Raw genomic sequence first — 13,514 nt, 5'->3', positions numbered from 1 at the left:
TGTCATTTTTTATCCAATCGATCTATGTCATGGCCTCTTTCTTGATCTGACTGTGAAACAAATCACTGTAAAATCCTTCTGCATCAAGAAGCTCATCATGCGAGCCCTGCTCAATCAAGCGTCCATCCTTCAGCACCAATATCTTGTCCGCCTGCCGAATTGTATTTAAGCGATGGGCAATGACAAAGCTGGTTCGCCCTTTCATGAGCCTTGCAAGACCTTCCTGAATTTTGATCTCCGTCACCGTATCAATACTGCTCGTCGCTTCATCGAGTACAATAATTGCCGGATTCGCAAGCATGGCACGGGCGATGGCAAGCAGCTGCTTCTGTCCTTGGCTGATGCCGCTGCCGTCTGCGCTCAGCACTTGATCGTAGCCCTTTTTAAGCCGAGTAATAAAGGAATGCGCATTCGCCAGCTTGGCAGCTTCCTCCACCTCTTCATCGGTCGCACTCAGCCGGCCATAACGAATATTTTCCCTTATCGTTCCTTCAAACAAGAAGGATTCCTGGAGCACAAAGGACATATGAGAACGAAGGCTCTCACGCGATATCTTGGTTACATCCTGTCCATCAACAGAGATCTGCCCTTGATCAGGATTGTAGAATCTCGAGATCAGCTGGATCAGTGTGGTTTTGCCAGCACCGGTTGGCCCCACAAGCGCAACCATCTCTCCCGGCTTGGCAGAGAAGGATATGTCCTGTAGTGTTGCCCCTTTTTCCTCATAACCAAAGGACACTTGCTCAAATCTGACCGCCCCTTCGACATGATTCAGCTTCTCTGCACCGATCTCATCCTTCATCTCCTCATCCTCATCCATGACCTCAAATACACGCTCGGCCCCTGCAATGGCAGACAGAACGGTATTCCACTGATTCGCGAGATCATTAAGCGGTCGGGTAAACTGGCGTGCATACTCTGCAAAGATAATGATTACACCGATGGTTATCATATCGTTAATGACCATGATGCCGCCGATTCCGGCAATGATCGCAAAGCTCAGATTGTTCAGGCTGTTCATCAGCTTCGGAATAAACCCTGATATCGTCTGCGCCCAGAAGCCTGAGAGTCTGATCTTATCATTTTTCTCCTGGAAGGAGTTAATCACTCGTTCTTCTTGAGAGAAAGCTTTGATAATTCTCTGGCCCGATAACGTCTCCTCTATGTAACCGTTCAGATCACCCAGATTCTTCTGACGTTCCTTGAATAAAGGTCCCGTACGACGGGTAATCCAGCGCATGCCGAGCACCATCAGCGGAATCACGATAAATGTAAGCAAAGTAAGCAGCGGGCTGAGTGTCAGCATCACGGTCACTACTCCCACCAGCGTAAGGATACTTGAAGTCACCTGAATAATGGACCCATTCAGCGTAGCGCTGACATTCTCAATATCGTTCGTGAGCCGGCTCATAATCTCCCCTTGCTGCCGTTTGCCGAAGAACGGAATTGGCAGCCGGTGCAAATGGGTGAATAGATCAAACCGCATACGATAGACCGTTTCCTGTGCGACCTCAATCATCCATATGCTTTGTAGAAAGGCAAAGATCGGATGCAGCAGATACACTGCCCCTAGCGCACAGAGGAAGTAAATCCAATCTTGACCCGACTCTCCGACAAGATAAGTATCGATAGCAACACCAATCAGATAGGGGCCCAGCAGGGCAAGAGCTGAAGTAAGAACGACCATAAATAGAACCAGAGTAAGCTTAAGCCGTCTCTTCGCAAGATAGGACCATATTCGTTTTAGCGTCCAGGACCAATCCTTGGCCTTGGCGGTCTTCTTAGCCGCTCCCTTTCCGAGCCCTGCTTTGTTCCTGAGCACCTCGGAAGGCGGCTGTCGAAAAGGTTCAACCAGTTGTTTAAGCATGCTTAGCCTCCTGTCCAAATTGGGATTCGTATATCCGTCTATACAATTCCGAATCCTGCAGAAGCTCCTGATGTGTCCCTTGTGCGATCAATCTTCCTTCATCCAGCAGCAGAATCAGATCCGACGACAAGGTTGATGAAATCTTCTGCGTAATTAGAAATGTCGTGCATGACAGCTCCGACAGCTCGTTAAGTAGTGCTGCCTCTGTCTTGACATCGAGTGCACTCGTACTGTCATCCAGTATTAAAATTTGTGGATTCCGGACAAGAGCTCTTGCAATGGACAAGCGCTGCTTCTGCCCACCCGACAAGTTGACTCCACGCTGGCCAAGCATCGTATCATAGCCGTTCGTGAGCGACTCAATCGTGTGATGGATCTGGGCTTTGCGCGCAGCCTCCTTCACTTCTTCATCACTGGCCTGCGGATTTCCCCAAGCAATATTTTCCTTGACACTACCTGTAAAGAGTACGGCTTCCTGGGGAACATAACCGATAAAGCCGCGCAGATCGTCCACCGGATATTGCTGTACATTCTTCCCGTCAATGCGGATTATTCCTTCATCCGGATCATATAAACGAAGGAGCAGCTGTACAAGAGAAGTCTTGCCTGAGCCGGTTGCTCCCATAATCGCAATACGCTCTCCAGCCTTCGCTTCGAAGGACACGTTCTCCAGCACATGAAGGTCGCTTCCCGGATAACTGAAGCTTACCTGCTCGTATTGCACACTCTGTTTAACGGCAGAGTTCTTGCCTTCTGTTGTTATTTTAGCAGCACTGCTTCCTTCCGCTGCCTGAACAGAATCGAACCCAGCCTGATCCGTATCAAGCACTTCACTAACCCGGTGTCGCGATGCACTTGCCCGTGATAATGTTGCGACGATCCATGAGAGCATGGATAAGGAGCCCATCGTTCTTACCGCATAATTGACGACCGCTACAACCTCTCCCATTGTCGCATCACCCGTGATGTTAATATCATTTCTCCCGAACCATAGAATGGTCAGAATGCTTGCATTCATAACAAGCATAATGAATGGCATCGTCGTTTCTGCGAAACGCTGGGCCGCCATCGTTGAATTCATCAAATGGCGAATCGAGCGTCCGAATCGTTCAATCTCATGGCCCATGCGGACGAACACCCGGATTAAACGAATGCCGATCAAATTTTCCTGTGCGACGCCATTGACTTCATCCAATCTCTTCTGAACGGTACGGAACATGAGGGATACTTTCTTCATAATGTAAAAAATGAACAGCAGCAGCACAGGCACCGTAACCGCCAGAAATAATCCCAGCTTCACGTTGACAACCAGTGCCATGATAACGTTTCCGATCACGACAAGCGGAACACGGGTCGCAAACCGCAGCCCCATAAACACCGTGTCCTGAAGCTGGGTGATATCCCCTGTCAGCCGGATAATCAGCGAAGAGGTAGCGAACCGGTTGAATACAGCGTAAGAGAACGACTGAACCTTCTTGTACAGCGATTCCCTAAGATCGGCTCCAAAGCCTTGGCTTGCATGGGCAGCATAAAACGAGCTTGAGATCCCAGCAGCAAATGCAATGAAGGCACTGATCAGCAGCACACCTCCCCACGTCCACACCACAGAGAGATTCTCCTGCTGAATACCGTCATCGATAATCTTCTGGATCAGATAGGGCTGAATCAGCTCAACCATAAGCTCAAGCAGCAGCATGAATAGTGCTGCAATTGCCGCTACCTTGTACTTCCGCAAATAACTGAATATTAGAGCCATGTACATTCCTCCGATGATTCACTGATTACTCCCAAAAATACACTCATATGTATATTATAACGTAGATTGATTGTTCTCTACCTCTCTATCAGTAAAAAAATAACCGCACCCCTACGTAGGGTGCGGTTATTCCTGTGCACGAATTCATCCATTCGGTTGATTTACGGTTTTTTTACAACAGGAATCCAGATCTCACTCCGATAATTCGGCAAGGAGGTATCCTTGCTCTCATTCCACAGCATCTCGGGTCCTGGCGCTGCTTCATAATTAGAAGAAGGGAACCAGTCTGCATAGATTCGGCCCCAAACCTCCTGCAGTTTATCCGGAAAATTACCCACCGCTTCAAACACGGCCCACGTTTGAGCAGGTACTTCAAGGACATGATAGTGCGAAGGCGGTGCCAGTGTCGTTGCTGCTCCAATATAATGATCCAGCTCTCCCTGCTCCTCCATTCTCCCCTCGGAGAATTGCGTTGAGGCACTGATCAAGCCTGCTGGCTCAATGTTGGATAATGCCTTAAGCTCTGTTATACGCTGTTCGTTAAGCTGGCTCCACATGGAAGCAATCTCTGGATTCACTCCGTGAAAGACGATAGGAACCCGCTTATACAGCCCGACAATGCGAAAAGCCTCTTTCTCTACAATTCGATAATTCATTTCTTCTCCTCCTCTAATTGACAAGTAGAAGCTCAGCTTGGGATAGGCTTTGAGATTTTTTCCGGTATGGAGGACTTCCGACGGCAGTATGCCATGCATGCTGTGAAAAGCACGAGTGAATGAATCTGGCGAGTTATATCCGTATTTGAGCGCTACATCAATAATTCTGAGCCCCGGCTTTGCCTCCATTAATTCCTGCCCTGCCAGCGTCAGTCTTCTGCGCCGAATATATTCAGAGATCGGAAGTCCGGCGAGAAAGGAAAACATCCGCTTAAAATGATATTCAGAGCAGCCCGCTGCCCTTGCTGCCTGTTTATAATCCAGCTCATCCAATAAATGTTCTTCCATATATTCCATTGCACAGTTCATGCCTGCAAGAAAATCCATACCCACACTGGCTTCCTCCTTCGCATTTAGATTAACAGGAACATAGAGAGACTCTCTCGACTTATGCTGCACGCATTGTGCAGGGTCTGCTTCAACCTTATCTTAGCAAAAAAGCTGTCCAAGCGAATCATCGTTTGGACAGCTCCTATTGAACCCTGAGGGATCGCCTATTGCTGGAAAATCAGCACTAGGGTACTAAGTATGCTATAGATTCAGCAGCAGCCATTACTTCTGCGCTCTTTGCTTCTCCAGTTCTCTCAGCTCGATCCGGCGGATCTTACCTGAGCTTGTCTTGGGAAGATCTGAGATAAACTCAATCCGGCGCGGATATTTGTATGGAGCGGTAATGCTCTTCACATGCTGCTGCAGCTCCTTAACAAGCGCATCTGAGCCTTCCACACCATCCTTCAATACGACAAAGGCTTTGACAATATTCCCGCGGGTTTCATCTGGACTCGCTACCGCCGCGCACTCCTTCACGGCTGTGTGCTTCATCAAGGCTTCCTCTACCTCGAATGGACCAATCGTATAGCCTGAGCTGATAATAATGTCATCACCGCGGCCTTCAAACCAGAAATAACCGTCCTCATCAAGGCTAGCCCGGTCGCCGGTGATGAAGTACTCTCCGAGAGTATTGGCCGGCTTGCGTTCCGGATCCAGATAGTAGCTGCGGAACAAGGCAGGCATTTCAATATGAACCGCGATATTTCCAACCGTTCCTGGTGCCACCGGCTGACCTTCATCGTCCACCACTTGCACGAGCCCCGGCGAGATCGATTGTCCCATCGCTCCCTTGCGGAATGGCATTCCCTTCAGATTCCCGATGAGCAGCGTGCTCTCTGTCTGTCCGTAACCGTCGCGAATCGTAATGTTGAAGTATCGTTCAAAGGTGCTGATGACTTCCAGATTCAGCGGTTCACCCGCCGATACCGCACTGCGCAGAGCAGACAAGTCATATTGCTCCAAACCATCGGATTTGGCCATCAATCGGTACTCCGTTGGTGTACAACAGAGCACATTAATCCGGTATTCCTGCAGCAGTCTGAGATAATGGGAAGAATCAAAGGAGCCGCTGAATACAAAACCGGTCGCTCCATGACCGAGTACAGATAGGAATGGACTCCAGATCCACTTCTGCCATCCCGGTGCCGCGGTTGCCCACACCGTGTCTTCTGGCTGAATATCCAGCCAAGGGGACGTGATGCGCAGATGGGCATAACCCCAGCCGTGTGTATGCACAACCCCTTTGGGGTTGCCCGTCGTACCGGAGGTATAAGTCAGAATTGCAATGTCATCCCGGTGTGTTTCCACGGCTGGACGCATTTCAGGCTGATTCTCCATCAGCTGGCTCAGCATGGACCAGCCCTCTTGCTGCTCTCCTCCCTCAGCCGAGACAGCAATGCGGAAATCAAGCCCAGGCAGCGGCTCTTCGATCCGATTCACTTCATCTGTTACCGTAGACCATGCAATAACAGCCCGAGCCTTGGAATGCTCCAGACGGTAAGACAGGTCCTTCGCTCGCAGCATTTCCGACGAAGGGATGATAACGAGACCCAGCTTGAGACAAGCAATATAAATCGCATAGGCGATGACTCTTCGAGGTACCATGACCAGAACGCGATCACCCTTCGTCAGACCCAGTTTCTCAAGTCCTCCGGCAATCTGATTCGCCTTCTTGATCAGCGCGCCATATGTAATCTCTTCATATTGTCCATGCTCATCTAAGCATTTGAGTGCAATCTTATCCTCACGATGCTGTTCCATTTCCGAAGTCATATTATATAGTTCAGGGGCAACCCAATGTTCATAATTCACGTTCATCTTCTCCTTCGTGACCATGTGTTTGGATTATTATAACATGTCCTAGTACCAGGTGCTAATCCTTTTACCCCTTGCCGAGGATTGAGATGGAAATTATTGTATGATACCTTCTATTGGTTCACTCTGGACTACCGTATTTTGCAGTTGTCCCTCTTCCTTAATCTGGATCCTAGGACCAAGGATGAGGAAGAGGCGGCAAATCGTTAATTTCTGGTCTTAGGACCAGGCTTTCGTCAAAATAAAAACACCCTGCTCCCAACCCCGGAGTACCGAGCTTGAGCACAAGGTGAGTGAACTTAGATCATATGTATGTACACAGGAGCATCCCCTGCTAGGATAGCATTCCCTTATATACACCGGGTACTGAGCCTTCAATAACAGTGGCTCCCGTAGTTTTGGCATAGAAATCGACGGGTCCTGCTCCTCCGATCACCGCATAGCCATATCCATCCTGCTTCATGTAGTCAAGAGCATAGAGCAGCAGCATTTTGCCGATTCCGCGCCCACGTTCATGCTCATCAACTCCAGTCGGTCCAAAGAAACCCTTAACCGTTGCATCGTAACACGCAAATCCAAGCAGCTTGCCGTTCTCGACAGCAATAAGACATGTGATCGGTGATCTGGCAAATGCAACCTCGCATTCACTTACCCAGCCTTTTCCAAAATGGGCTCCGACCCATTCACTTACAACATGCTTCTCCGGTGCAATTGCCCGGCGGATGGTGACTCCTGTTCGCCCCTCATAGCTAGCTCTCCCTTCCACCTCAGGCAAATCATAGAGCTTAACGAGCATATCCGGCATAGTATCCTCCCTAATCGTCTGTTCCTATAGAACAGAATTATGTGCTACCTAGAGTATAGAGGATATCCGCCTCCAAATGCTTGAGCTAATTCGCTCAATATTTTCAAAATCTTGCTGTTTTGAATCCATTTCATCACTTATTAAAAAGGTCCATATGCATAATGTGTGGTCGTTTCACAAACCATGATATAGCAAACACCTAAGAAGGAAGGAAAGATAATGAAGAACAAAGACAGCTACAAATTTGCTGAGCTGAATGATCAATCGGAGGCTGTTGAACTGATTCAACGCACTGAGCAGCTGCTTACAGAACAGCACGGGGCGCCGATTACCCTTATTGCTTATGAGTCAGCGAAGGATAAGGATACAGCTGAAGACTAACTTTCTTAGATGAATTCTCTAGAAAGCAATTGTCAGCATAATCATCATCCAGCGAACAAACACGGAAGGATCAAATTCAGACAGATTAATGCTGAATCCAAAATCACCTGTAAATTTAGGAAGCTCGGGAGCAGGAGGATCAACCTCATACGTTTCTTTTAATCTCTGCTGAATTTCCTTCGACATTTCACTTTCTTCAAGACCTAACGGGCCATTGGTCGATTGATCAGCTGATCTGGAAGCTGCCTGAATCTGATCCGCTCCATATGCATCTGCATTAGCCCCCCATGCGAGGGAAGCGGATAATAGAAGTGTCATAAATACTGAGGTGCATTTTCTTATTAGCATCAAATGAGTTCATCCATTCTGTCTGCATACTTATGTAGTCGAATCTATTCTAGCAGAAACCCGTGTGTAACTAAAACAAAGAACCAGATCACTATAAGATGAAGAACAGCAAGGTGAACATATGCTTGATATACTGTGCCCACGCAGTCAAATTCAGATCCACCATTGAGAGGCTTGCTCCTAGATCCCCTATAAAGGATAATATCGAATCGTTAGTCGGAACTGGCTCTTCCAGTCCATAGATCTCTCTCAGTCGCTCTTGTTCTTCTTCAGACACGGCAGCAGCCTCTTTTCATTTTGGAATTATATCCAAATTATACCATATTAAATGACAAAAAAGGCTCTCATAACCCTATGAGTGCCCCCGTGCCTTCTTCATAATTATTGACCTACCTTCTGTCCCCGCGCTTTTCCTACGATTCCTTTCATCCGGCTGCCGCATTTACAAGAGATGCTGTGCTTCAATATTTTTAATTCTCCGCCGCAGACAGGGCAAATTGAACGAACAGAACTCATATCCAAATGTAAATCCTCCTCCATTAAAGATGTTATGCCATTATTTTAATCATTCGATGCTCGGTCTTGCCTATGTCAAAAAGAACAGCTTGCTCCTATCGCTGAATAGAATAGAATGTTGTATGCTATTGATTGTTACATAGAAATGCTTTATAGGAATGTGATATAAAAATTTTACATAAAAAGGAGCATTGAAATCATGAACACACCGTTTCAACCGCCTTACTATGCCGTCATTTTCTCCTCCAAGCGTACAGAAGGGGATAACGGGTACGGCATTATGGCTGACAAGATGGTAGAGCTTGCTTCACGTCAACCCGGCTTTCTTGGTGTTGAATCGGCCCGTGATGAAGAGCTGGGAATCACCGTATCCTATTGGAAGGATCTCGAATCCATTCGTACCTGGAAAGAGCATTCGGCGCATCAGATCGCACAGGAACGCGGCAAAAAGGAATGGTATCGCTCCTTCTCGCTCCGTGTGGCCTTAGTGGAAAGGGATCGTTTTTTTGAAATGTAGCACGCTGATTCCATACATAGAATAACATCTTCTGATTCAAAAACTCCTCATCTTCGTAATATCTTAATATACTCTTCCCTAAACTCTCATACTAAGCTTCTGAATGAAAGTTTTATGTGAATCAAAGAATACTATTTAAAGATGGCCCTTGTGACTAGAGGACAAAACAGGCCATCTTTTCTTTGATATTAAGATAATCTTTCCTTAAAATTTGAGTTAGCAGCTTAGCTAGCTCTGCATTTATATTTCCAGTCAGTTAATGATACCGTTTACAAAATAGGGTAATCGTCTGCATCAGCTGCAGTAAACAGAAAAGGAGCGTGAAGATATGAAGAAGCCCAGCAAGCGAACCGTGCTCATCGTAAGGTTTCTTCTAGCTTCACCCGGCCGTTATACCACTGTCCGTGAACTGTCGGATGCACTTGATGTCAGTGAACGAACGATTAAACGCGAGCTGCCCCTTACTGAAGAGTGGCTGGATAAGCAAGGAGTAACCCTGACACGTAAACCGGGCTACGGGCTTATGATCGAGGGAGACGGCAATACTCTTGCTGCACTTGAGACGGAGATGGATTCGATATCGGTAAGTCCTTCCTTCTCAAGAGAGGAACGCCGCTATTTTATTATATCGGAGCTGCTCCTTGCTTCTGAGCCTATTAAGCTGTATGCCTTTGCTTCCAGGTTCAAAGTAACGGAAGGCACACTGAGCAATGATCTGGATCGGATTGAGGAATGGCTCAGCAGCTTCCGTATAGAGCTCATACGTAAACCGGGATACGGCGTATACGTTCAGGGCAATGAAAAAGACGTCCGTACTGCCTTAATCCACCTGCTGCATGAGCATTTGGACGAATATGAATTAATTCATCTCATCAGGGATCGGGATAAAGAAAGTGAAGACAATCTGAGTAAAGTGCAGTCTCATATTCGCAATCGTCTCCTAAACCTGGTTGAGGAGAGCACGATTGTGCAGCTTGAGAGATATTTGACCGAGCTGGAGCAGCATATGCAATTGAAGCTGACCGACAGCGCCTTTATCGGCCTAGCCGTCCATCTGGCACTTGCGATTGAACGAATGAGATCAGGTCAACGGATTACCATTCCGTCTCAGGTGCTTCATGAATTGAAGCGTCATCCTTCATTCAAGGCTGCTCAAATGCTGGTGAATCGGCTTGAGGATGCTTTTTCCCTCTCGATTCCCGAGGATGAGACCGGCTATATTACGATGCATTTAAAGGGTGCGGAGATTAAGCTCGATGCCGAAAAGGAAGCGGATTATGAAAATGTCAGCTTTGAGCTGGTACGGCTGGCACGAGATATCCTGAAAAAGGCCGAGGCTCTCACAGGTCTTGAGCTGAAGAGCAACAGCCGCCTCTTCTTTGGCTTCATTAATCATCTCGGTCCCGCTGTTGAACGGCTAAAGCTGGGTCTGGATATACGTAACCCCTTGCTTAGACAGATTAAAGAGCAATACGCAAGTGTATACGATATTGCACGTAATTGCTCCAAGGTACTTGAAGAATATGTCGGGCTGCCCATACCAGATGCCGAAATTGGCTATATTGCGCTCCATCTTGGAGCCATGCTGGAATATGCAGAAGCCAAATACATGAAAAATTCTGTTCAGGTATTGGTTGTCTGTGCAAGCGGGATTGGGACTTCCAGTCTGCTCCAAACCCGAATCCGCAAGGAATTTCCGACGCTTCACATTGCTGCTGTGGTATCTGCTGCTGAAACGGAAAGCTATGAAGATCAGGTTGACCTCATCATCTCAACAGTTGATCTCGTCAGCCGGCTGCCCGTCGTGCGCGTGTCCCCCTTGCTTGGTGAAAGAGACATCGAGAAAGTCAGAGCCATGCTTGAGGATACATCTCCACATACGGACCGGGTACCGCTGAGTAAGGAATCCTCGGGTTCACTTGCTGAATCACTGCAGAAGCAAAAAAGGCTGATTGAAGGCATTCAGGACCTTCTGAATAACCTTGTGATCCAGGATGGAGCTCACTTTGGTTCGATTGATGAGCTAATTGAGAGAATCGCCGGGAATTATGCCAAGGATGAAGCCGGAACGTCCCAGTTAATTCAAGAGCTGCAAGAGAGAGAGAAGCTCGGCGAGACGATTCTGTCCCAGGAAGGCATCTTCCTTCTTCATTGCCGCTCTACTGTCATTTCGAAGCTGGCGCTGAGCGTTCTCCGATTCACGGAGCCGATCACGTACGGTGCGGATAAGGAGGCTCGGTTGTCTGCAGCCATCGTACTGCTCGCTCCGCGCGGCAGTGACCGAACCTACCTTGAGGCAGCCAGTGAAGTCAGCAAGTCACTGATTGACCGTCCCGGCTTTGCCGCCCGCCTGACAGACGGCACCTCGGCAGCATTAAGTTTGGATATCCAGGGCATTATGAAAGACTTGTATTTACGAAAAATAGAACAATATACAATGGAGGTTGAACAATTATGAGTACGCTCGAACAAAGCGCTCCGGCTCCGAAGAAGACCGGAGGAGTCAAGCAGGCCACACAGAAGTTTGGCCGGTTTCTCAGCGCTATGGTGATGCCGAATATCGGTGCTTTTATTGCCTGGGGCTTCCTGACGGCTCTCTTCATTGAAGCCGGATATCTGCCTAACGAAGATCTGGCTTCTCTCGTAGATCCCATGATTAAATACCTGCTTCCTCTGCTAATTGCCTACAGCGGCGGTAAAGCAATCCATGATCATCGCGGCGGTGTGCTTGGTGCCATTGCAGCAATGGGGGTTATTGTCGGTGCAGACATCCCGATGTTCATCGGTGCCATGATTATGGGCCCTCTCGCTGGTTATGTTATTAAGCAATTTGACAAGTATATTGGCAGCAAGACGCCATCCGGATTCGAAATGCTCGTCAATAACTTCTCCGCAGGAATTATCGGTATGCTGCTGGCCATTGCCGGATTCTACGGCGTCGGTCCAGTCGTATCCGCATTTACTGATCTGCTGGCATCCGGAGTGGATGCTATTCTGGGCTGGGGATTGCTCCCGCTCGCATCGATCTTTATCGAGCCGGCCAAAATCCTGTTCTTGAACAACGCGATTAACCATGGCATACTCAGCCCGATTGGAATTCAGCAGGCGGGTGAGTTCGGCAAATCGATCATGTTCCTGCTCGAAGCGAATCCAGGCCCTGGTCTTGGTCTTCTACTGGCCTACTCGATCTTTGGCAAGGGCTCCATCAAAGGCTCTGCACCAGGTGCAGCCATCATTCATTTCTTTGGCGGTATCCATGAAGTGTACTTTCCGTATGTCCTGATGAAGCCAATTATGTTTGTATCTGTCATCGTATCCGGTATGGCAGGGGTATTTACCTTCAGCCTGCTTGATGCAGGTCTGATTGCTGCAGCTTCACCCGGCAGTATCATTGCTCTTATGCTCATGTCTCCAAAAGGCGGCTACATTCCGGTTATCGCCGGTGTGCTTGTAGCTGCTGTCGTATCCTTTCTGCTCTCTTCCCTCTTCCTTCGCAGATCTGCTGCGACAGATGAGGATCTCGACAAGGCAAAGGAAGCGGTATCCGATCTGAAGAACAGCAGCAAAGGCATCAGCACGAATGACACAACGGATACAGCTGATTTGAATAATAAAGCACAAATCAACAAAATCATTTTTGCATGTGATGCAGGTATGGGTTCAAGCGCAATGGGCGCTACTTCGTTCCGTAAGAAGGTGAAGAATGCAGGTCTTCCCATTGAGGTTACCAACACGGCTATCGAAAATATTCCGCAAGACGCAGACCTTGTCGTCACGCAGCAAAATTTAACACCGAGAGCGAAGGCTAAGGCTCCAAATGCAGTACACGTATCGATTGATAATTTTGTAAACAATCCGATTTACGATAAGCTGATTGAAGAATTGAAAGCAAAGGCAGAACGGTCTGAAACTTCCCCTGTTCCGGAATACGCACAGGAGGATTTAACAGAAAGTCTGGATAAGACTTTCCCTGAGAATGCCGTGAACACAGAGAATAACGGCGAAAACAATGGCAGCGGAGTGCTTCGCAAAGAGAATATCGTTCTTCAGCTTCCATCTGTGAGCAAAGAGGATGCAATCCGTCGTGCGGGTGAATCCCTTGTATCCGCCGGATATGTGCAGCCGCATTACGTGGATGCCATGATTGAACGGGAAGGTGTAGCAACGACCTATATTGGCAATGGTGTAGCTATCCCTCATGGTGTAGGTGAGGCGAAGAAAGAAATCAAGACGAGCGGAATCGTCATCCATCAGTATCCAGAAGGTGTCGAATTCGAAGGCGGCACGGCATATCTCGTCATCGGTATTGCTGGAGCAGGCCGTGAGCATCTGCAGATTCTCACCAAAATTGCGGAGGCTATCGAGGATGAATCTACCGTGACAAGACTGGCCAAAGTTACAGATCCAGACGAACTGTATAACACTTTCGGGGTATAAGGGCATAAGACTTACAGAAACGCAAT

The 13,514-nt window shown here is 48.0% G+C and carries 12 protein-coding genes; 4 read left to right on the top strand and 8 right to left on the bottom strand.

Translation table 11 applies throughout. From position 1 onward, the window contains the following. Positions 1–22 precede the first annotated feature (22 nt). The 5 genes from ACFSVM_RS01860 to ACFSVM_RS01840 all read right to left on the bottom strand — a co-directional run bounded on the left by ACFSVM_RS01860 (position 23) and on the right by ACFSVM_RS01840 (position 7,289). Complete coding sequence (locus tag ACFSVM_RS01860) at positions 23–1,867, bottom strand: ABC transporter ATP-binding protein (RefSeq protein ID WP_379260083.1); 1,845 nt, start codon at positions 1,865–1,867, stop codon at positions 23–25. Beyond that, positions 1,860–3,623, bottom strand: a complete 1,764-nt coding sequence (locus ACFSVM_RS01855) for an ABC transporter ATP-binding protein (RefSeq protein WP_379260081.1) — start codon at positions 3,621–3,623, stop codon at positions 1,860–1,862. The genes ACFSVM_RS01860 and ACFSVM_RS01855 overlap by 8 nt, the downstream gene beginning before the upstream one ends. A gap of 161 nt (positions 3,624–3,784) precedes the next feature. Then, positions 3,785–4,666, bottom strand: coding sequence for an AraC family transcriptional regulator (locus ACFSVM_RS01850; RefSeq protein ID WP_047913491.1), 882 nt, complete (start codon positions 4,664–4,666; stop codon positions 3,785–3,787). Between the two features lie 225 nt (positions 4,667–4,891). Further along, a complete protein-coding gene (locus ACFSVM_RS01845) occupies positions 4,892–6,442 on the bottom strand; it encodes an acyl-CoA synthetase (RefSeq protein WP_379262845.1) in 1,551 nt (516 codons plus the stop codon). Between the two features lie 376 nt (positions 6,443–6,818). Beyond that, complete coding sequence (locus tag ACFSVM_RS01840; protein WP_076312175.1) at positions 6,819–7,289, bottom strand: GNAT family N-acetyltransferase; 471 nt, start codon at positions 7,287–7,289, stop codon at positions 6,819–6,821. A gap of 219 nt (positions 7,290–7,508) precedes the next feature. Here ACFSVM_RS01840 and ACFSVM_RS01835 point away from each other — a divergent pair, with 219 nt between their 5' ends. Beyond that, positions 7,509–7,670 carry a hypothetical protein gene (locus ACFSVM_RS01835; protein ID WP_177178798.1) on the top strand — a complete coding sequence of 54 codons (162 nt, stop codon included), beginning with the start codon at positions 7,509–7,511 and terminating at the stop codon, positions 7,668–7,670. 18 nt (positions 7,671–7,688) lie between these two features. Here the strand turns inward: ACFSVM_RS01835 and ACFSVM_RS01830 are convergent, their stop codons facing one another. The 3 genes from ACFSVM_RS01830 to ACFSVM_RS01820 form a co-directional block, all read right to left on the bottom strand. Further along, a complete protein-coding gene (locus tag ACFSVM_RS01830) occupies positions 7,689–8,018 on the bottom strand; it encodes a hypothetical protein (RefSeq protein WP_379260078.1) in 330 nt (109 codons plus the stop codon). Between the two features lie 91 nt (positions 8,019–8,109). After that, a complete protein-coding gene (locus tag ACFSVM_RS01825) occupies positions 8,110–8,295 on the bottom strand; it encodes a hypothetical protein (protein ID WP_379260076.1) in 186 nt (61 codons plus the stop codon). A 104-nt stretch (positions 8,296–8,399) separates the two neighbouring features. After that, entirely contained in the window at positions 8,400–8,540 is a 141-nt protein-coding gene (locus tag ACFSVM_RS01820) for a hypothetical protein (RefSeq protein ID WP_179085491.1), read from the bottom strand. A 193-nt stretch (positions 8,541–8,733) separates the two neighbouring features. On the opposite strand from ACFSVM_RS01820, the gene ACFSVM_RS01815 reads away from it, so the two are divergent. From ACFSVM_RS01815 to ACFSVM_RS01805, 3 genes are all read left to right on the top strand, one after another. Next, a complete protein-coding gene (locus ACFSVM_RS01815) occupies positions 8,734–9,051 on the top strand; it encodes an antibiotic biosynthesis monooxygenase family protein (protein WP_076312178.1) in 318 nt (105 codons plus the stop codon). A 328-nt stretch (positions 9,052–9,379) separates the two neighbouring features. Continuing rightward, complete coding sequence (locus ACFSVM_RS01810) at positions 9,380–11,509, top strand: BglG family transcription antiterminator (RefSeq protein WP_379260073.1); 2,130 nt, start codon at positions 9,380–9,382, stop codon at positions 11,507–11,509. After that, positions 11,506–13,488 (top strand): PTS mannitol transporter subunit IICBA, encoded by a 1,983-nt coding sequence (locus tag ACFSVM_RS01805; protein WP_379260071.1) that lies wholly within the window; start codon positions 11,506–11,508, stop codon positions 13,486–13,488. Before ACFSVM_RS01810 ends, ACFSVM_RS01805 begins: the two co-directional genes overlap by 4 nt. Positions 13,489–13,514 lie beyond the last annotated feature (26 nt).

The sequence above is a fragment of the Paenibacillus shunpengii genome (assembly GCF_042684905.1).
GTDB classification, from domain to species: domain Bacteria; phylum Bacillota; class Bacilli; order Paenibacillales; family Paenibacillaceae; genus Paenibacillus; species Paenibacillus shunpengii.
Note: the sequence above shows the minus strand (reverse complement) of the source record. Positions and strands in the feature narration are given on the sequence as shown.

Coding starts and splice junctions, on each gene's coding strand:
- ACFSVM_RS01860 (WP_379260083.1), bottom strand. CDS start 1,867: ATGCTTAAACAACTGGTTGAACCTTTTCGACAGCCGCCTTCCGAGGTG.
- ACFSVM_RS01855 (WP_379260081.1), bottom strand. CDS start 3,623: ATGGCTCTAATATTCAGTTATTTGCGGAAGTACAAGGTAGCGGCAATT.
- ACFSVM_RS01850 (WP_047913491.1), bottom strand. CDS start 4,666: ATGGATTTTCTTGCAGGCATGAACTGTGCAATGGAATATATGGAAGAA.
- ACFSVM_RS01845 (WP_379262845.1), bottom strand. CDS start 6,442: ATGACTTCGGAAATGGAACAGCATCGTGAGGATAAGATTGCACTCAAA.
- ACFSVM_RS01840 (WP_076312175.1), bottom strand. CDS start 7,289: ATGCCGGATATGCTCGTTAAGCTCTATGATTTGCCTGAGGTGGAAGGG.
- ACFSVM_RS01835 (WP_177178798.1), top strand. CDS start 7,509: ATGAAGAACAAAGACAGCTACAAATTTGCTGAGCTGAATGATCAATCG.
- ACFSVM_RS01830 (WP_379260078.1), bottom strand. CDS start 8,018: ATGCTAATAAGAAAATGCACCTCAGTATTTATGACACTTCTATTATCC.
- ACFSVM_RS01815 (WP_076312178.1), top strand. CDS start 8,734: ATGAACACACCGTTTCAACCGCCTTACTATGCCGTCATTTTCTCCTCC.
- ACFSVM_RS01810 (WP_379260073.1), top strand. CDS start 9,380: ATGAAGAAGCCCAGCAAGCGAACCGTGCTCATCGTAAGGTTTCTTCTA.
- ACFSVM_RS01805 (WP_379260071.1), top strand. CDS start 11,506: ATGAGTACGCTCGAACAAAGCGCTCCGGCTCCGAAGAAGACCGGAGGA.